22 protein-coding genes are annotated in these 20,508 nt (G+C 23.7%); 8 read left to right on the top strand and 14 right to left on the bottom strand.

Features of this window, described 5'->3' with window-relative positions:
• The first annotated feature begins 112 nt into the window (after positions 1-112).
• Complete coding sequence (locus tag ACFEL5_RS02645; protein WP_375315779.1) at positions 113-409, top strand: hypothetical protein; 297 nt, start codon at positions 113-115, stop codon at positions 407-409.
• A 76-nt stretch (positions 410-485) separates the two neighbouring features.
• On the opposite strand, the gene rpsD is transcribed toward ACFEL5_RS02645, so the two are convergent.
• From rpsD to ACFEL5_RS02610, 7 genes are all read right to left on the bottom strand, one after another.
• A complete protein-coding gene (gene rpsD / locus ACFEL5_RS02640) occupies positions 486-1,100 on the bottom strand; it encodes a 30S ribosomal protein S4 (protein ID WP_342189590.1) in 615 nt (204 codons plus the stop codon).
• Between the two features lie 439 nt (positions 1,101-1,539).
• A complete protein-coding gene (locus ACFEL5_RS02635) occupies positions 1,540-2,091 on the bottom strand; it encodes a hypothetical protein (protein ID WP_375315625.1) in 552 nt (183 codons plus the stop codon).
• 52 nt (positions 2,092-2,143) lie between these two features.
• Positions 2,144-2,524, bottom strand: a complete 381-nt coding sequence (locus ACFEL5_RS02630) for a UPF0236 family transposase-like protein (RefSeq protein WP_375315624.1) — start codon at positions 2,522-2,524, stop codon at positions 2,144-2,146.
• Positions 2,525-2,695: 171 nt separating this feature from the next.
• On the bottom strand, positions 2,696-3,061 hold the full coding sequence (locus tag ACFEL5_RS02625) for a transposase family protein (protein ID WP_375315755.1): 366 nt from the start codon (positions 3,059-3,061) through the stop codon (positions 2,696-2,698).
• Between the two features lie 96 nt (positions 3,062-3,157).
• Positions 3,158-3,523 (bottom strand): transposase family protein, encoded by a 366-nt coding sequence (locus tag ACFEL5_RS02620; RefSeq protein ID WP_342224590.1) that lies wholly within the window; start codon positions 3,521-3,523, stop codon positions 3,158-3,160.
• A gap of 59 nt (positions 3,524-3,582) precedes the next feature.
• Positions 3,583-3,975: a transposase family protein gene (locus ACFEL5_RS02615; RefSeq protein WP_375315019.1), complete on the bottom strand. Its 393-nt coding sequence runs from the start codon at positions 3,973-3,975 to the stop codon at positions 3,583-3,585.
• A 153-nt stretch (positions 3,976-4,128) separates the two neighbouring features.
• Entirely contained in the window at positions 4,129-4,797 is a 669-nt protein-coding gene (locus ACFEL5_RS02610) for a UPF0236 family transposase-like protein (RefSeq protein WP_375315218.1), read from the bottom strand.
• 122 nt (positions 4,798-4,919) lie between these two features.
• On the opposite strand from ACFEL5_RS02610, the gene ACFEL5_RS02605 reads away from it, so the two are divergent.
• The 6 genes from ACFEL5_RS02605 (at position 4,920) to ACFEL5_RS02580 (ending at position 8,618) form a co-directional block, all read left to right on the top strand.
• A complete protein-coding gene (locus tag ACFEL5_RS02605) occupies positions 4,920-5,447 on the top strand; it encodes a hypothetical protein (RefSeq protein ID WP_375315623.1) in 528 nt (175 codons plus the stop codon).
• 50 nt (positions 5,448-5,497) lie between these two features.
• A complete protein-coding gene (locus tag ACFEL5_RS02600) occupies positions 5,498-5,692 on the top strand; it encodes a hypothetical protein (protein ID WP_375315622.1) in 195 nt (64 codons plus the stop codon).
• The gene (locus ACFEL5_RS02595; RefSeq protein ID WP_375315220.1) at positions 5,649-6,530 is read left to right on the top strand and encodes a hypothetical protein; all 882 of its coding nucleotides are present in this window, start codon (positions 5,649-5,651) and stop codon (positions 6,528-6,530) included. The genes ACFEL5_RS02600 and ACFEL5_RS02595 overlap by 44 nt, the downstream gene beginning before the upstream one ends.
• A 262-nt stretch (positions 6,531-6,792) precedes the next feature.
• On the top strand, positions 6,793-7,185 hold the full coding sequence (locus ACFEL5_RS02590; protein WP_375315019.1) for a transposase family protein: 393 nt from the start codon (positions 6,793-6,795) through the stop codon (positions 7,183-7,185).
• A gap of 2 nt (positions 7,186-7,187) precedes the next feature.
• A complete protein-coding gene (locus ACFEL5_RS02585) occupies positions 7,188-7,610 on the top strand; it encodes a transposase family protein (RefSeq protein ID WP_342224593.1) in 423 nt (140 codons plus the stop codon).
• Between the two features lie 375 nt (positions 7,611-7,985).
• Complete coding sequence (locus ACFEL5_RS02580; protein WP_375315621.1) at positions 7,986-8,618, top strand: UPF0236 family transposase-like protein; 633 nt, start codon at positions 7,986-7,988, stop codon at positions 8,616-8,618.
• Between the two features lie 6 nt (positions 8,619-8,624).
• Here ACFEL5_RS02580 and ACFEL5_RS02575 read toward each other — a convergent pair whose 3' ends face one another.
• Positions 8,625-8,945 (bottom strand): transposase family protein, encoded by a 321-nt coding sequence (locus ACFEL5_RS02575; RefSeq protein ID WP_375315754.1) that lies wholly within the window; start codon positions 8,943-8,945, stop codon positions 8,625-8,627.
• A 71-nt stretch (positions 8,946-9,016) separates the two neighbouring features.
• A complete protein-coding gene (locus ACFEL5_RS02570) occupies positions 9,017-9,961 on the bottom strand; it encodes an IS30 family transposase (RefSeq protein WP_375315085.1) in 945 nt (314 codons plus the stop codon).
• A gap of 439 nt (positions 9,962-10,400) precedes the next feature.
• On the opposite strand from ACFEL5_RS02570, the gene ACFEL5_RS02565 reads away from it, so the two are divergent.
• On the top strand, positions 10,401-11,345 hold the full coding sequence (locus ACFEL5_RS02565) for an IS30 family transposase (protein WP_338966716.1): 945 nt from the start codon (positions 10,401-10,403) through the stop codon (positions 11,343-11,345).
• 61 nt (positions 11,346-11,406) lie between these two features.
• Here ACFEL5_RS02565 and ACFEL5_RS02560 read toward each other — a convergent pair whose 3' ends face one another.
• From ACFEL5_RS02560 to ACFEL5_RS02540, 5 genes are all read right to left on the bottom strand, one after another.
• On the bottom strand, positions 11,407-14,454 hold the full coding sequence (locus ACFEL5_RS02560) for a DNA polymerase III subunit alpha (protein WP_342189573.1): 3,048 nt from the start codon (positions 14,452-14,454) through the stop codon (positions 11,407-11,409).
• Positions 14,455-15,651, bottom strand: a complete 1,197-nt coding sequence (thiI, locus tag ACFEL5_RS02555) for a tRNA uracil 4-sulfurtransferase ThiI (protein ID WP_375315620.1) — start codon at positions 15,649-15,651, stop codon at positions 14,455-14,457.
• Between the two features lie 22 nt (positions 15,652-15,673).
• On the bottom strand, positions 15,674-17,404 hold the full coding sequence (locus ACFEL5_RS02550; RefSeq protein WP_375315619.1) for a septation ring formation regulator EzrA: 1,731 nt from the start codon (positions 17,402-17,404) through the stop codon (positions 15,674-15,676).
• Between the two features lie 83 nt (positions 17,405-17,487).
• Entirely contained in the window at positions 17,488-19,182 is a 1,695-nt protein-coding gene (locus tag ACFEL5_RS02545; protein WP_375315618.1) for an ABC transporter permease, read from the bottom strand.
• Between the two features lie 14 nt (positions 19,183-19,196).
• Positions 19,197-20,108 (bottom strand): ABC transporter ATP-binding protein, encoded by a 912-nt coding sequence (locus tag ACFEL5_RS02540; RefSeq protein ID WP_338967924.1) that lies wholly within the window; start codon positions 20,106-20,108, stop codon positions 19,197-19,199.
• Between the last annotated feature and the right edge of the window lie 400 nt (positions 20,109-20,508).

The following is a 20,508-nucleotide window of genomic DNA, read 5'->3' as shown; positions in this document are numbered from 1 at the left end:
AAATGTTAGATAAATACAAAGATAAAAATGAATTTTATAGTTTAGTCGGCATAAAATGTTATAGTTATGTACCAAGTCTAATGATAAAAAATGTCACAAGCAAAAAATAGAAGTGGCAACAAATAATAGAAATTCTAAGAAATTTAAAGTTAATGAAATTTCACAAAAAGATTTAGACGAAGCAGGAACATCATCAGGAATTACAATGAATACTAATACTAAAATAAATATCCAGCCAGAACCGAGTTGTCCTTTACCAAATTTATCAGAATATACTTTTATAGATGAAGAAATGTCAGAACAAAACCAAAACAAAAAAAAGAATGATGATTTAATCAAGCAGATGCTAGAAGATAGAGAAAGAAAGAATAGAAAAAGAAAGAGCAGAGAAAGAGAAGATCTTTTATAACTTTAAATAGTAAAAAGACTTAGAGGATTATCACTCTAAGTCTTTTTACTTATCTTTAATTATACTTAATTTATTATTAAATAATACGGTTATATCATTCAACAATTAAAGATTCATTAATTTCCGAATTTAATTCATTTCTTTCAGGATAACGAATGTAAGTTCCAACAATATTTTTGCGATCAAAGCTAACAAATTCCAATGTTCCAGCATTTAATTCAATTGCTTCTAACAGTTTTGGATTGTTCTTATAATTTTCTTTAATTGTAATCTTATCATTAGGTGATACACGATAAGAAGGGATATTAACTTTCTTATTATTTACTAATATATGACTGTGATTAACTAATTGGCGAGCTGCACTTCTTGTTCTTGCTAAACCTAAACGATAAACAATGTTATCTAAACGAGATTCTAATAAAATTAAAAAGTTAGTTCCTGTAACACCACTCATTTTTTTGGCTTTTAAAAATGTATTTCGAAATTGTTTTTCATTTAAACCATACATATATCTTACTTTTTGTTTTTCTTGTTGTTGTAAACCATAGTTAGATAATTTTCTTCTTCTTGCTCCGTGTTGTCCTGGAGCAGTTGTACGCTTTTTTCCTTTAGCAAATTCTTTTCCAGTTTCTAAAATTGAAAATCCAACTCTTCTTGCAATTCTAAAAATAGCTCCTGTATATCTTGACATAATAAAAACTCCCTTATCAATATATTTGACATTATAAAATCAGTGAGTTTAAATTAAACTCTAATTAAGATAGATTACTATTCGCCATTGCAGCAAAGGCTACTTAAAGTAAAAGATTAAGCAATCTATTTGCAACTTAATTATGTTTAAAAGCTGTGATTTAATTGTCTTTAAGTATTATATAAATTACTTTCTTAAATGTCAATACAAGTTTATTTAAGGGTCGCGTTTAGTTTTCTTAGGTATTGCTTTGAAGAAGTAAAACAATCAGCTAATTATATTATTTAATTACTAAACTAACCCTGCCTTTCCTTGTTATTGTCATTTTTATTCATGATTATTTTACCATATTATTGAATTTTTACACACTAAAAATTATTAATATTATTAAATTTTCACTAATATATATTAATTTTATATTTTTACTTACTTAAATCTATTATAGACTTGGTACATAACTATAACATTTTATGCCGACTAAACTATAAAATTCATTTTTATCTTTGTATTTATCTAACATTTGTATTTCATCTAAAAAATAATTATCAAAATAGTAGATAAAATTAAAGGTTATGTACCAAGTCTTATATTTATTTGTTACAGCATTACCTTTATAATTAATTCAACTATCATCATTTTTATTATTATATTTATTTCATAATGAATTTTTATATATTTCTTTTCTGATTTCTATTTCTGAATTAATATTTTCATTAATATAATGTAATACATTTAATTTGTTTAAATTTGCCATTCTTAACTGTAATAAGTTATTTAAATTCTTATGATTATATATTTTTGCTCCATATCCTAATTGTTGTTTTACTAAATGTGATACATCACTCTCGATGCTACAACCGATATTTCATTCTAAATTTTGATTATGAATGCCGTGCTTATTATTACTGAAATAATTACTCGCCCTCCTTAAATTTGTTTTAATATCTTTATTTAATTCATTTTTAGCGACATTACGAATGTTTTTTATCAATTCTTGATGATTTCCATTTTTATATAATAGACTTGGTACATAACCTTTAATTTTATCTACTATTTTGATAATTATTTTTTAGATGAAATACAAATGTTAGATAAATACAAAGATAAAAATGAATTTTATAGTTTAGTCGGCATAAAATGTTATAGTTATGTACCAAGTCTAATTCAATTCAACTATTTAGTGTTAATTTGCGATTTTCAAAAATAATATTAAATGCCGTTTGTTTTAATTTTTTAATAGTGTGATAACCATCTAAAATATATCTAACATTACCAAAACTATTGGCAATTTCTCTAATTCAAGTAGCACCATCGCCACAAACAATTATTTTGTCATAATTAATATTCACATAATGTTTTTGTAATTCTCTAATTAATAAATCACGATAATCCATCGTATTTATTCGTTTACCAATTTTTAACATTAGAAAATGACCTCGTTTGTTTTCTAATTCTCTACGAGCATTTTTGTAATTTTTTTCTTTATGTCCGGTATGAAAAGTAGCTAAACGAATTCTTTGGTCTTGTTTAACTTTATTATCTAATGTCGCTAAAAATGTCTCATCTAGTTGAATAGACTTGGTACATAACTATAACTAGCTTAATTCAAAATTATATATTCCTGAAATTAAGTTAAATCGTAATCCAAATCTTCTAATCTTATTGCGATAACGATAAACTAGTATTTTAAATCTTTTTAATCTAGCAACAACATGTTCAATGGCAATTCTAACTTTACTTAAAAAGCTATTATATTCCTTTTTATCTGGATTTAAGGGATTATTTTTACTCTTTTTAATTGGCAATAATGTATTTTTATGAACATTTTGCAAACCTTGATAGCCTGAATCGGCAATTAATTTTAATTTTGGATTTATAAGTGTATTTGATTTTAAAAATAACTTATAATCATGAATACTGCCATAACAAAAATCTACTGAAATAATTTTATTGTTAAATAAATCAATAATTATTTGTGATTTTAATGAATGTTGCCTTTTCTTACCAGAAAATAATAATTTTAGTTTTTTTTAATTAGACTTGGTACATAACTATAACTAGCTTAATTCAAAATTATATATTCCTGAAATTAAGTTAAATCGTAATCCAAATCTTCTAATCTTATTGCGATAACGATAAACTAGTATTTTAAATCTTTTTAATCTAGCAAAAACATGTTCAATGGCAATTCTAACTTTACTTAAAAAGCTATTATATTCCTTTTTATCTGGATTTAAGGGATTATTTTTACTCTTTTTAATTGGCAATAATGTATTTTTATGAACATTTTGCAAACCTTGATAGCCTGAATCGGCAATTAATTCTAATTTTGGATTTATAAGTGTATTTGATTTTAAAAATAACTTATAATCATGAATACTGCCATAACAAAAATCTACTGAAATAATTTTATTGTTAAATAAATCAATAATTATTTGCGATTTTAATGAATGTTGCCTTTTCTTACCAGAAAATAATAATTTTAGTTTTTTTTAATTCTTTCAATTGGAATTTCTGTAGCATCAATTGCTAATAAATTATTATTAGTAACTTTATGTTCCAATAATATCTTTTTGCCAGGTATATGAAAGTGACTATTTTTTATTAGAGTATTTTCAACTCAAAAGATATTACGAATACAACTAACATGACTAATATTATATTTTTTTGCAATAATACGATATGTACTATATTCTTTTCAGTATTCTAAAGTCATAAGTAATCTTTGCTCTATTGATAATTTATTTGGTCTACCACCAATTTGTTTTTGTTTAGCTTTAGCTTCTTTTAAAATTTCTACCATTTTCATGAAAGTTTTATATTTTATGCCTATTAGACTATAAAATTCATTTTCGTCTTTGTATTTATCTAACATTTGTACTTCACCTAGTAAATAATATTAGACTTGGTACATAACTATAACATTTTATGCCGACTAAACTATAAAATTCATTTTTATCTTTGTATTTATCTAACATTTGTATTTCATCTAAAAAATAATTATCAAAATAGTAGATAAAATTAAAGGTTATGTACCAAGTCTAATTAATAAATCACGATAATCCATCGTATTTATTCGCGTACCAATTTTTAACATTAGAAAATGACCTCGTTTGTTTTCTAATTCTCTACGAGCATTTTTGTAATTTTTTTCTTTATGTCCGGTATGAAAAGTAACTAAACGAATTCTTTGGTCTTGTTTAACTTTCTTATCTAATGTCGTTAAAAATGTCTCATCTAGTTGAATATATAAATCCTTATTTTTGACATCAATTCTAGTTTTAGTTTCTTTTTCTGCTAGTTGAAAATATTCGGCAATATCATATTTATTTAAAATTCTTGAAATACTAGCTTTTGAAATATAACAATGATTTAGAGCATCTAAAACATCGCGATAGCGTTTACCATCGCCCAAAAGATTTAAAACTTTAAATTGGACATCAAAATAAATGCGTTGTTTTGGCAATAAACCAATTTCTTTATCTAATAAACATACATATTCAAATTTACCTGATTTTTGATTTCAATATTTATATCGGCGTCGTTTAAAAACAACTTCACCAAAAATTGTAATAATTGTTCTTGATGCAAAATGAACTACTTTATAACCTTGTTTTAACCGATAATGATATTTATATAAGTATTCATCTAATTTTTCATATTCATTAGCTAGTTGTTCGCATTTGTTGGTGTACATATTTTTATGGGTTGTAAATAAACTGAATCAATGTTTATTTTCTGGGTTTTTTACATTAGACTTGGTACATAACCTTTAATTTTATCTACTATTTTGATAATTATTTTTTAGATGAAATACAAATGTTAGATAAATACAAAGATAAAAATGAATTTTATAGTTTAGTCGGCATAAAATGTTATAGTTATGTACCAAGTCTAATTAAACAATCAACAATTATTTGAAGACAAATTTATAAATGGGCAATGCTTGATGAAAATAATAATCGACAGAAACCTCGCATCAAACAATTTTTACAAGCTAGTAGAATGAGACAATTATATGAATCAGATATCACATTAGAAAAGTTTAATTGACTGTATTTAGGATATATTTCATATCACTGAAAAAAAATTGTTACTCAATATGAAAGGGTTGTATTATATGAAAATGATATTATTTTATATGGTGCTGATTTTGAGGCGATAACTAGTAGACCAGTTTATATTGACCCGCAAGAAAATAATGCTTTGTTTAATAAGTATGCTTCTGGGTTAGAAGAATTTTTTATTACTAATGAACAAAAATTACCTAATGCTGTTCTTTTGGAATTACGATTAAAAGATAAAGGGGAAATTCAAAAAGATTTATTATTTAGACTTGGTACATAACCTTTAATTTTATCTACTATTTTGATAATTATTTTTTAGATGAAATACAAATGTTAGATAAATACAAAGATAAAAATGAATTTTATAGTTTAGTCGGCATAAAATGTTATAGTTATGTACCAAGTCTTTTGAAGAAATGCAGTATTTTTTTCTTATTCCCATTCATATTAATCTTTAAATTTTTGAAAGGTGTGTATTTGAATGAAAATAGTAAAATCAATGTTATTTTTAATGTTAGTTTTTAATTTCTTTACTTATCGATGAATTGTTTTTCATAACATTAACTATTCACAATCAATTGTAAACCTTAGAGACAATGATAATATTTACCAATTAATTAATAAAATATCACCAATATTAGCAACTATGATTAATGAAGATAATTTCACTTGAATATTACCAAATGTTAAAGAACAAAATATTTTAGATATTAAATCTAATTTAACTTATGAAGAACTAGATATAACACATACAGGAAAAGTTACAATTAATATACCTTCATTTAAAGCTTTATTATTCTATTACTTTTTTAAGGATGTTAAATATTTGTCATTACTTTTTAATAATTGAGTTTATAAACATAGTTTAAATTTAGAAGAAAATAAAGTCCTTTTAGTTACTGAATTTTTAAAATTGATGAAAGTTATTGATATTAATACTTTTGAAGTTTCAGAAGATAATGATGAAAATTTTTCATTAATGTTAGGTTTTTTAAATAACTTTTGTAGTGAAAATCGCTCGGAACATCTTATTAATTTAATTAATAGTTTTTTTATTAACAATATTATTAATGCTAAGATGGAGGGTTTTACTAGCTGAATTACTTTAGAAACAATATCTAATCCAGAACAGTTTACAGGAGGTTTAAATTTATTAATAGCAAAAAATATTATTGAAGCTCAAAAATTTTATGATTTATTGTCTGTTGTCGCTTTGGAAGCATTTTTTGAATCTAATGTTATTAGTTATCGTAATATTAATAATAATATTAAAATTATTTCTACTGAACATTATCAACGCTATACTAAAAGTTTGCATTTTGAATGTTATTTACCAACGGTTTTTTCAATTTGTACTCAATAAAATTAAATTTTAGTAGAGGAGATTAATTTCTTGAAATTATTATCATTAGTTTCAATAGTAACGACAATAAATTTTATTCAAGTTCCCATAAATCAAATTTCACTGTGCGTTCAACAAGATAATAAAATTTTCAATAATATACCTTGTCAACAACAAGATAATAATATTTTCTTTAATGAAGTAAAAATGGAGTATAGACTTGGTACATAACCTTTAATTTTATCTACTATTTTGATAATATTATTTACTAGGTGAAGTACAAATGTTAGATAAATACAAAGACGAAAATGAATTTTATAGTCTAATAGGCATAAAATATAAAACTTTCATGAAAATGGTAGAAATTTTAAAAGAAGCTAAAGCTAAACAAAAACAAATTGGTGGTAGACCAAATAAATTATCAATAGAGCAAAGATTACTTATGACTTTAGAATACTGAAAAGAATATAGTACATATCGTATTATTGCAAAAAAATATAATATTAGTCATGTTAGTTGTATTCGTAATATCTTTTGAGTTGAAAATACTCTAATAAAAAATAGTCACTTTCATATACCTGGCAAAAAGATATTATTGGAACATAAAGTTACTAATAATAATTTATTAGCAATTGATGCTACAGAAATTCCAATTGAAAGAATTAAAAAAAACTAAAATTATTATTTTCTGGTAAGAAAAGGCAACATTCATTAAAATCGCAAATAATTATTGATTTATTTAACAATAAAATTATTTCAGTAGATTTTTGTTATGGCAGTATTCATGATTATAAGTTATTTTTAAAATCAAATACACTTATAAATCCAAAATTAGAATTAATTGCCGATTCAGGCTATCAAGGTTTGCAAAATGTTCATAAAAATACATTATTGCCAATTAAAAAGAGTAAAAATAATCCCTTAAATCCAGATAAAAAGGAATATAATAGCTTTTTAAGTAAAGTTAGAATTGCCATTGAACATGTTTTTGCTAGATTAAAAAGATTTAAAATACTAGTTTATCGTTATCGCAATAAGATTAGAAGATTTGGATTACGATTTAACTTAATTTCAGGAATATATAATTTTGAATTAAGCTAGTTATAGTTATGTACCAAGTCTATTATTATTAATTTTTAACATAATAAATTACCTTTCTTGATAGTAATTTTAATAAAGTTTAATTTAGTTTGATTATTTTTTTTGTTTTAATAGACTTGGTACATAACCTTTAATTTTATCTACTATTTTGATAATTATTTTTTAGATGAAATACAAATGTTAGATAAATACAAAGATAAAAATGAATTTTATAGTTTAGTCGGCATAAAATGTTATAGTTATGTACCAAGTCTATTATTTTTTCAGCATATTAAATACTAGTTCTAAAAACATTTATCATTAAAGAAGAAAAATAAGCTAACTAAACTTTATTAAAATTACTATTAAAATTACTATCAAGAAAGGTAATTTATTATGTTAAAAATTAATAATAATGTAAAAACCCCGGAAAATAAGCATTGATTAAACTTATTTACAACCCATAAAAATATGTACACCAATAAATGCGAACAACTAGCTAATGAATACGAAAAATTAGATGAATACTTATATAAATATCATTATCGCTTAAAACAAGGTTATAAAGTAGTTCATTTTGCATCAAGAACAATTATTACAATTTTTGGTGATGTTAATTTTAAACGACGCCGATATAAATATTGAAATAAAAAATCAGGTAAATTTGAATATGTATGTTTGTTAGACAAAGAAATTGGTCTATTACCCAAACAACGCATTTATTTTGATGTCCAATTTAAAGTTTTAAGTCTTCTGGGTGATGGTAAGCGGTATCGCGATGTTTTAGACGCTCTAAATCATTGTTATATTTCAAAAGCTAGTATTTCAAATATTTTAAATAAATACGATATTGCCGAATATTTTCAACTAGCAGAAAAAGAAACTAAAAATAGAATTGATGTCAAAAGTAAGGATTTATATATTCAACTAGATGAGACATTTTTAGCGACATTAGACCATAAAGTTAAACAAGACCAAAGAATTCGTTTAGTTACTTTTCACACCGGACATAAAAGACTTGGTACATAACTATAACTAGCTTAATTCAAAATTATATATTCCTGAAATTAAGTTAAATCGTAATCCAAATCTTCTAATCTTATTGCGATAACGATAAACTAGTATTTTAAATCTTTTTAATCTAGCAAAAACATGTTCAATGGCAATTCTAACTTTACTTAAAAAGCTATTATATTCCTTTTTATCTGGATTTAAGGGATTATTTTTACTCTTTTTAATTGGCAATAATGTATTTTTATGAACATTTTGCAAACCTTGATAGCCTGAATCGGCAATTAATTCTAATTTTGGATTTATAAGTGTATTTGATTTTAAAAATAACTTATAATCATGAATACTGCCATAACAAAAATCTACTGAAATAATTTTATTGTTAAATAAATGCCAAATTGTAAAGTTAAGTGCAACTAAATTATTTTTCTAACCAAATATTCGATTGGCGAAAGATAATTTAGTATTTTTCTTGGTCTTTGGTTTAAAGACAATATAAATTTATGAACTGCATTTTTAGTAGTGTTTGAAAAATTAAATTTTTTAGGAAATTTTTCTCTAATTAAACCATTAGTATTTTCATTAGTACCTCTTTGTCAAGGTGAATATGCATCAGCAAAATAAATTTTCACATTTAAATTTTTTTCAAGTTGTTGTCAATTAGCAAATTCTTTACCCCTATCAAATGTTATAGTCTTAACAAGATTATTTGGAAGAATTGATAAATAATGACTAATATTTTTGTTAATAACTTTAGTAGTTCTATTTTCAACTAATATTGCTAAAGTAAATCTTGATGTTCTTTCAACTAAAGTTATTAAACATGATTTACTTTTACCTCGTGATGATACTACAGTATCACCTTCTCAATGGCCAAGAGTTATGCGATTATTAACATTTCGTTCTTTAATGGATTTACCATTAAATTTACCCCGATTTTCTTGAGATTTTCGTTTCTTACCTTTTCTTCTTAAATTTTTATTAGTAACTTTTTCAAGTAATCCAGAATAAATTCAATTGTAAATTGTTTTAAAACTAATAATTCATTCTTGATGAAAATTTTTAATTCTGCCATAAATTTGTTCAGGCGATCAACCTAATAATAATTTTTGTTGTACATATTTTACTAATTCTCTATTTTTAAATTTATGAAAATAAACATGTAATTGTTTTCTATTTTCTGCTTTATTTTGTGCAATTAATGAAAAATAATGATTATTATCTTTATTTCTATTAACTTCTCGATTAATAGTACTAATACTTCGATTAAGATTTTTAGCTATTTCACTAATTTTTACTTTAAATTTCAATTGATTCTCAATATAAATTCTTTCATCTATGCCAAGATGTTTGTATCCCATATAAAAACTCCTTAAATTTACTTTTTCTAAAATAAACTTAGCATCATGAAATTTTTATATGAAATCTTTTGCAATTTTATTTACTTGCACTTACAAGTATAATTCAGCTTATCTTAAAGATGATAAAAAGTCTTTTTTATTAAGACTTGGTACATAACCTTTAATTTTATCTACTATTTTGATAATTATTTTTTAGATGAAATACAAATGTTAGATAAATACAAAGATAAAAATGAATTTTATAGTTTAGTCGGCATAAAATGTTATAGTTATGTACCAAGTCTTTAGTAAAAATAAAATATCATAATATTAAAAAGTAGTTTTTGTAATTGCTGAATTATACTTGTAAGTGCAAGTAAATAAAATTGCAAAAGATTTCATATAAAAATTTCATGATGCTAAGTTTATTTTAGAAAAAGTAAATTTAAGGAGTTTTTATATGGGATACAAACATCTTGGCATAGATGAAAGAATTTATATTGAGAATCAATTGAAATTTAAAGTAAAAATTAGTGAAATAGCTAAAAATCTTAATCGAAGTATTAGTACTATTAATCGAGAAGTTAATAGAAATAAAGATAATAATCATTATTTTTCATTAATTGCACAAAATAAAGCAGAAAATAGAAAACAATTACATGTTTATTTTCATAAATTTAAAAATAGAGAATTAGTAAAATATGTACAACAAAAATTATTATTAGGTTGATCGCCTGAACAAATTTATGGCAGAATTAAAAATTTTCATCAAGAATGAATTATTAGTTTTAAAACAATTTACAATTGAATTTATTCTGGATTACTTGAAAAGGTTACTAGTAAAAATTTAAGAAGAAAAGGTAAGAAACGAAAATCTCAAGAAAATCGGGGTAAATTTAATGGTAAATCCATTAAAGAACGAAATGTTAATAATCGCATAACTCTTGGCCATTGAGAAGGTGATACTGTAGTATCATCACGAGGTAAAAGTAAATCATGTTTAATAACTTTAGTTGAAAGAACATCAAGATTTACTTTAGCAATATTAGTTGAAAATAGAACTACTAAAGTTATTAACAAAAATATTAGTCATTATTTATCAATTCTTCCAAATAATCTTGTTAAGACTATAACATTTGATAGGGGTAAAGAATTTGCTAATTGACAACAACTTGAAAAAAATTTAAATGTGAAAATTTATTTTGCTGATGCATATTCACCTTGACAAAGAGGTACTAATGAAAATACTAATGGTTTAATTAGAGAAAAATTTCCTAAAAAATTTAATTTTTCAAACACTACTAAAAATGCAGTTCATAAATTTATATTGTCTTTAAACCAAAGACCAAGAAAAATACTAAATTATCTTTCGCCAATCGAATATTTGGTTAGAAAAATAATTTAGTTGCACTTAACTTTACAATTTGGCGAATAAAAAAATCTTATCTAAATTAGATAAGATTTTTTTAAATACTTATTACTTTTAAAGTTCGTAAAACTAAATGAATTTTATCATTATACTTTTCAACAGTAGCATTAATTAAGACAATAGTATTTTCTTTAAGTTGTTCTTGATATTGCATATATATATTACTAAAAACTGTCACATCACTTGTCCCATAATCATCACTTACTGTTAAAAAACACATATACTGACCATCTTTAGTTTTAATTTGTTTAATCCGATTAATAAAAACCAATACTTTAACTTTTCAATTAATCAATTTATCTAGATTTTGTAATTTAATAATTTCTTTTTCTAATTGCAATTGCTTTTTAATTAATAATAAAGGATGAGTTTGTAAATAGAAACCAAAATATTTTAACTCATCTTGAGCTTTTTCTAATAAATTATCTGGTTCTTGTTTTAAACTAGGTATTGCTACCAAATCATAATTTAGGGTGATATTTTCATTCCTTGATACCTGAATTAATTGTGCATAACGAAAAGCTAGTGTCATATTTAATTTCATCGTTTTTCGTGAGATTTTAAATTCATCTAAAGCTCCCGCAGCAATTAATGCTTCTAATATGCTTATATTTAAACCTTTAAGCACCATTCTGGCCACAAACGAAAAATAATCAGTATATTGTCCATTTGCTTCTCTTTCAGCATATATTGCTTCATACATCACCATTCCCACTTGCTTAATTATCGTGAGCGGTACCCTAATCATATGATTCTCAATAATAAAATTTTCTGTTGAAAAATTAACTGACGGTGGCAATATTTTTAGATGATATCTTTGACATTCTTTAAGATACTGTTCAATTTTATTAGCACTAGCAATCACACTAGTTAATAACGCACACATAAATTGTAATGCATAATTAACCTTCAAATAAGCCATTCAATAACCTAATAATGAATATGACACCGCATGACTGCGATTAAACCCATAACTAGCAAACTGATTAATATCATCATAAATTTGCTTAACAGTTTTTTCATCATAACCATTAGCAACACCTGAAGCAATAAATTCTTTACTTAATAAGGTCATCTCGTTCTGATTTTTTTTACTAATTGCTCTTCTTAAAATATCAGCTTTTGCTAATGAAAAATTAGCAATTTTTTGGGCAATTAAAATAATTTGTTCTTGATAAACAATAATTCCATAAGTTGTTTTTAATATTGGTTGTAAATCAGGATGTAAATACCAAACCGCTTCTTGCTTTAATCTTCTTTTAATATATGTCTTAATATGTTCTTGCGGACCAGGGCGAAATAATGAACTTGTAACAACAATATCTTCTAAATTTTTGGGTTGCATGGTTATTAAAATTTGTTGCATTCCTTTAGACTCTAACTGAAAAATCCCCGCCGTATATCCTTCACTTAATAATTGATATGTTTTACTATCATTTAACGGTATTTTATCTAAACTAATCATCATTGATAAATCTTTATTAATCATATCAAGAATTTGCTTTAAAATTGTTAAATTTCTTAAACCTAAAAGATCCATTTTTAGTAATCCTAATGATTCTAAATGATTCATTGAATATTGCGTTAAATAGATATTGTTATAACCTTTTTGAATTGGAACAATTTGCATTATTGGTAATTGTGATAAAACAACACCAGCAGCATGCGTTCCAAATTGTCGAGGTAAACCAATAATTTTTTTTGCTAATAAAAATAACTGCGGATATTGTGTCATATACACTTGTAAAATTTCAATTTTACTAACAGCTAATGATAAATCTAAATTTAAATCTAATGGCACCGCTTTACTGATTTTATCAATAATATCTAAAGGAATATTTAATACTCTTCCCGTATCTTTAAGAGCAATTTTACAAGTAATGGTTTGAAAAGTAATAATTTGGGCGACATTATTTTTACCATATTTTTCAACTAAATATTTTATTACTTCTTCGCGACGATCATCTTGAAAATCAATATCAATATCTGGCATTGATATTCGTTGCGGATTTAAAAATCTTTCAAAAATTAAATCATATTTTATTGGGTCAACAGTAGAAATTTGTAATAAAAATGCTACCAAACTACCAGCAACAGAGCCTCTTCCCGGACCAACCATAATATTTTGCTCACGAGCATATTTAACATAATCATAAACAATAAGAAAATAATTAGCAAAACCCATTTCACAAATAATTGATAATTCATAAGATAATCGTTGTTGATAACGATAATCATTATTAATTTCTTTATTATTTTGTAATCGTTGTAAACATAAGTTTTGCAAATATTCATTGCTATTCACACCAATTGGTGGCACATACTGTAACATATTTTCCTTAATATTAAATTGTAATTGTAAATTAACATTATTAATTAACTGTTCCAAATTAGTTATTAATATTTGTTCATATTCACAATAAATATCAAATGATAATAAATAATGATAATTACTAAAATCATTAACACTAGTTTCTGCTAACAATTTTTGTTCCTTAATAGCTTCAATTAACTGTAATGTTTGATTATCATCCGATTGTAAATATTTTACTAAATTACAAGGAACAACTAATTGTTGCCTATCAATTCAATATTGAATATTACTAAAATTATCCTGATTAATTCCCATATATGTGTGGGCCTTTTTTTGAATTCTTGTTAAATATTCCGCTTGCATTGTTAAAGACATTGTTAAAGTATTTTGTGGTTTAAAAATAACAATAATCTCATTTAAATGTTCTAATAATTGTTCACAACTAATTGTTGAATTATTAGAAATAGCAATTATTGAAGAAATAAGACAAAGTTGTTCATAACCTTGCTGATTTTTAGCAATAACAATTAATTCTAATTTCAAATTACGAGCAATATCTAACACATCAATATCAATGCCAATAATTGGTTTAATATTATATTTTTGACATTGTTCATAAAATTGTATTGTCCCAAACATTGTATTCTTATCAGTCAATGCTAAAACCGAAAGATTATTTTTAATTGCAAACTTAAAATAATCTTTTAACTTTAACGGTGAACTTAATAGTGAATACTCACTATGAACATTTAAATTAATAATTATTTTCACCTACTTTTTTTCAAGAAAATTAATTTCTTGTTTTATAATATTATTTTCAACTGTTAATGCTAAAATCTCTTCTCATAAAATGCTTTGTTCTTGTTTCTTAGCAATAGCAATTATTGGTTTAATTACTGGATTTTGAGGAACAAATAATGAACAACAATCTATAAAAGGAATAATTGATGTTTTATAAGTATTAATATTTTTAGCAATATTAATAATTTCATTTTTATCATAAGTAATTAATGGTCGCAAAATTACCATATCACTAACATCAGCAATAACTGATAAACTTTCAATTGTTTGTGATGCTACTTGTCCTAAAGAATCACCAGTTGCTAAAATTTTAATACGCAATTTTCTTGCTAAATAATTAGCAATACGCATAAACATTCGGCACATAATTGTAATCTGATACGATGATAAAGGAATATGGTTTAACTCTTGTTGTAAACTACTAAAATTGCATATATATAATTTTGAAGCAACATTACCGCCATAAACTCCTAAGGTTTTAACTAAATTAATAACTTTTTGTAATGATTCATCTTTAGTATATGGTGGAGTTATAAAATGTAAATAATGAACTTCCAATCCGCGTTTCATTAATAAATAAGCACTAACTGGTGAATCAATCCCACCACTCATAAGTAATAATACTTTTCCAGCAATACCAACAGGATAACCTTTTAATCCAGTAATTTTATCAAACATAATAAAAACATTATCAATTTGAATTTCTAAATATATCGTTAATTGCGGATTTGTTAAATTAACTTGACAACCTTTTTTATAATCTAAGATTAATTCAGCAATAACATTAATTATTTCTAACGAAGTACAATGAAATTTTTTATCAATCCGATTAACATCTAATTTAAATGATTTAAATTCTAAATTGCTAATCAATGTCAAAATTTCCTTCTGAATAACATTTAAATCTTTAATAACTTGTTTAGCAAAAGAAAACGAAGTAATTCCAAAAGTATTTCTAATAATATTAGTAATTTGTTCAATTTCAATAGGATTAGTTTGATGTTCATTTAAATAAATCAACATCCGACTATGTGTTGCAACAATATTTAAATATTTAAATGCGATTAACTTAGCTTTTAAATTTTTTTCTAACTGATTAATAAATAAATACCGATTCTTACCTTTAGTTGATAATTCACCATAACGAATTAAAATAGTATCATTCATTTTTAATTATTCCTACTCTCTATTACCTTTTTTGCAATCTTTTATGTAACCGTTGTTCATACGAATATTCTAATGCTTGTAATACTAATTGTAATGCATCTTCATAATTAGCATTGTTATAAATTAGCTGTGCACTTTTAATTTTATTGTTAACACTATCATCAATAGCACAAAATTTATAACCATAGACAATTGCTCGTTGAATTAGTTGATCAATGATGGCAATATTTTTGATTTTACTATGCAATTTATAAATATTATCTTTTAATAAATATAACTTGCGTAATAATCGCTTTTGTTCTTGTAAATCATCACTAATACTAATTAATTCTTTAAGTTCCGAAAATGAGTTATAAACATCACTAATCCGGTCTTTGAAAGTATAAGCAATTTTTTGATAAGTAATTTTATTTAACTTAGCATTTAATTGCATTAATAGGATTCCTAAATGTGAAAGTAACTGTTTTAATTGCTTTTCTTCTTCAGTTTTTTGCGTTATTAATTTGTACACTTGTTCTAAATGAACTTGAGTTTTTAAAGCATTTTCTAAAATTTTTACCTGTAATTTAACCAATTGATGATAAGCATTAGTTTTTGTTTGATTCATAATCACAATTAATTCATTCATTTGTGAACTTAAATTCTTAACTAATTTTTGACTATTATTAATTATTTCTTTTTCCATTGGCAAAAATAAATAAATAGTTTCAATTTGTACTAATTCTTTTTTTAAATTTTCAAAACTATTTTCAATTAATTCAACTACTTTAATAATTGACTCATAGTAAGTTGAAAAAATTGTTTTTAAATCTTTTTCTTTTTGTGCTTGATAATTAAAATTAGCTAGCAAAACCAGAATTTTTTCAACTCTGACTTGTCCCTTTTTATACTGTAAATTATCTAACAATTTTTTAACTTGTTGAACTTGAAGATTAACATCATCAAATAAATTCACAAACTGCTCTTGTAAAATAATATCATTACCTTTATTCATATATAAAGTAGTCATTTGTTTTAATTGTTTGGGAATAACTTTATGTACAATCGTTAATAACTGCGGAATCTTATCTAAAATTTCTGTAAAGGAAATTAAACCAACAGCAATCTTATCAAGAATTTGATATGACTTCAAAAATACTCCTTTAGTTAATTCAATTTCAAAGTTATATAACATATTTTGTAAAACATTAACTAAATAATCTAATTTTTCAGGATTTATTGCCACATGAATTTGTAATTTAGTAGCATTATTAATTAACTGATTAAAAAAACTTTTATATAATGATGCTTGCTCGCGTTGGGTTAATTCAATTTTAAGAGCATTTTCATAATCTAATAATAAAGCGCGTGATGTTTTATTTAACTTATTAATTTTTGCTAATAATTGTTTTAACTTATATAAACTAAATTTCTTAATATCTTGCTGATCTTGTTTTAAAATTATTAATGATTCATTTATTAATGCTAATAGTTCTTGACTATGCTTTTCATAAAGAAAAATTCAATATGGTAAAATTGTTTCAAATTCATGATGATAACTAGCAATTTCTGATAACCGATATAATCTTTGACGCAGTGGCAATAATTTAATTATTTCTAAAAAATTAATGATTTTACCTTCTAAAAATTTTCTTTGATGCAAAATAAATAATAATATTTGTCATATGATAAGAGTAAATATTAACAGAAAAATTAAACCGGTTATTAATCAATGATATCAATTTCATTCTTTTAAACTAATAAATAATCTCATTATTTACAATCCTCACATCTGCATTTCAGTTTTAATTATAACATAAATTTTATTACATAAAATGAAGCAACCCTATTGAAAACCTAAACAATATCTCGGCGTTTAATAACTAAAACTGAACCGATATTTAATAGCATTGCAAATATCCCATAACCAATAGCTACTGCTGTTGAATTTAAAATGTGATTAATCTTTTGAACCTCAATCTGTCCTTTATTATTTGTTATAATTTCAAAATCACGATATGAATTTAAATAATTTTTTTGTTTATCAAAATCAATATATGAATTACCTGTGGGGCTAAAAAAGAAATCATTAAATCCTAAAAATGTTGTTCACATTTGATTTCAATGTTCAAAAAGATTAAGAAAACTAATAATCCGATATGTCTTCATTAATGATTGATAATCAGCCCAATTTTTATTTATTGATAATGATTGATTAGTTAATAATTTCAAATGACGAACTTTAACTAAAATATTATTATCTAATTCTTGAATTGCAAAATATACCTTATTACTAAACAAATCATTATATTTTTCAGATAATTTTTCATTAAATTCATAATTATAATTCTCTCTAAAAACAGTAAATGGATTTCAATTAGACATTTTTTTGTTCTTAACTTCAATATATGTTTCACTAGTAGTTGAATTACTTTTGTCAATATCTAATTCCATTAACGAAACATTTTTATCTTTAGTAAGTTCAACAACTTGTGGTGATAAATCATTATTAATAAGTTGTATTAGTTCATATTGATATTCATTACTAGTATCTAATTGTTCTAATGTTTTAAAATATGTTTTAAATTGAATATGCAATTTAACATTTTTATCCTTTAACTCGTTTGTAAGATCTCCTGTTCATCGTGTAACACTACCCACAGCAGTAAATGTCTTAATTTCATCAGTATATAAATCAAATTTTTTATACATTGCTCTTCTTTTATCATCAATTTCTGTTAACCTTGCTGTAAGTTGTTCATATTCATATTCATTATAAAAATTAAAAATCTCGGTTACTAATTTAGAGTAGCGAATTTTAATATTAGTTTGGTTATTTTCAGGTTTTTTGACAGCATCATTAAATAAGATTATTTCTTTAATATTATTAATATCAAAAGTGTCCGCACCAATATTAACTGTTTGTTTATTACTAATTTCTTTAATTAAAGAATATGGTAATCCGCCTAATAAAAACATACTGCTAAAAACAACTAATATTAAAAAAACAATATTTGATGAAAATATTAAAGCTGTTAATACTGAACCTGCTAACACAACAAAACTAAGAAATAATGAGAAAAGCATTAATTTTGTCATCATATTTAAAAGTAAAACAAACTGGGCATGCTTATTACTAATAGTACTAATAATATAACCTAATAAAATAGCTATTCCTAAATTAATTGCAATAAATAAAAAAACTACAAATAATAAGCTTAGATATTTAGAAAATAATATTTTAAATCGTGAATAAGGTTTAGAAATTAATAACAAAAATGTTCCATCAGTTATTTCTTCACTAATAATTCGAACTACATTTAAAACAATAAAAAGAAATAATAATAGATTTAAAAATACTAAAATAATATATTGAAAATTTACTAAAAAACTATCATTATCATTTTCTAATTGAATAAAAAGAACTAGTGTTGTTATTATAAGACTTAATAAAGTAATAATTTCAATTATTAATGTTAACAAGGAAACTAATATTTTTCTTAAAGCAAAATTAAAAATCGGTAAAAAATTATTACTTGATAAAATTTTCATATTTTATTCCTTTCTTACAAATTAAATTTTTCACTGGTTAAAGTATTATAAAAGAAATCTAAATCAATCGTATATGGCTCAATCCGATAAATAATTAGATTATATTCAATGGCATAAAGAAATATCTTATTAATTTCTAACGAATTTTTTAATTTAAAGAAAAGATCATTACTTTCTTCTCTAAAAAAATAGTCAATATCATTATCTTTAAAAAATATCACCATCGCTTCATTATCCTCACATTCAATAACAAATGAATTTGTTAATTGAAAACCACTAATTGGTCCACTATATAATAAATTACCCCGATAAATAATTGAACATTCATCAATAACATCCTTAACTTCATTTAATAAATGAGTTGAAAAAAAGACTGTTTTACCTTGATTAACTAGTGTTCTTAAATAACCTAAAATTTGTTTTCTTGTTGTTGTATCTAAATTTGCTTCCGGTTCATCTAAAATTAAAATGTCCGGATTATGAATAATTCCCTGAATTACCATTACTTTCTTTTTCATACCACTAGAAAAAGCATTCATATTTTTATCACGAAATTCTCAAATATTAAACTCTTCCATTAATGATTGTAATCTTTGTTTAATCTGATTATTTTTTAAACCATTCATTTTAGCTAGTGATTTTAAAAACTGATAAGTTGTAATATTACGAGGAAATTTAGTAAACTCGGGAACATACCCAATAGTTTGTTTTGCTAACGGTTTCTTAGCATCTTGACCATTAATATAAATTTTACCGCCATCATAATTAATACCGCCAATTAATGATTTAATCGTAACTGTTTTCCCACTACCACTAGCGCCAATAATCGCATGCATCTTGCCACTACTAACTTTAAGTGAAATATCATTAAGTTTAAAATTATGATATTTTTTTATTAATCGTTCAATAATAATTGAAAATTTCATCTGTTTCTCCTTATTTATAAAAAGTATTTAACTTTGCTAATAATTTTAATGAATTTTGATAATTTTTGCAAATTTGAATTTGGTCGCGGTCGCGTTTAGTTTTCTTAGGTATTTTTTAAAAAAGAAAAAATAGTCATTTACTATAAATTATTTCAATATGCAAATTAAGTATATATTTCTTATGTATGATTTTTGTTGTAAAAAATTATTTTAATGTTGTTTTTATAAGCATTTTACTTAGTTTTTATAACCTTTTATTAAGAATATGTTTGTTAATATTAAATATTTTGTTTTATTAATTATTTTTCAAGTAAAAAGGTAATAAATTTTTAGTTGCTTTTCTTTCAAAATTATTCAAATCTTTACCCACCTAACAAAACTTTATGCGCCCATTTAATTT

The organism is Spiroplasma endosymbiont of Tipula paludosa, from assembly GCF_964264785.1.
GTDB lineage: Bacteria > Bacillota_I > Bacilli_A > Mycoplasmatales > Nriv7 > Nriv7.
This window is presented reverse-complemented; position numbering and strand designations above follow the sequence as displayed.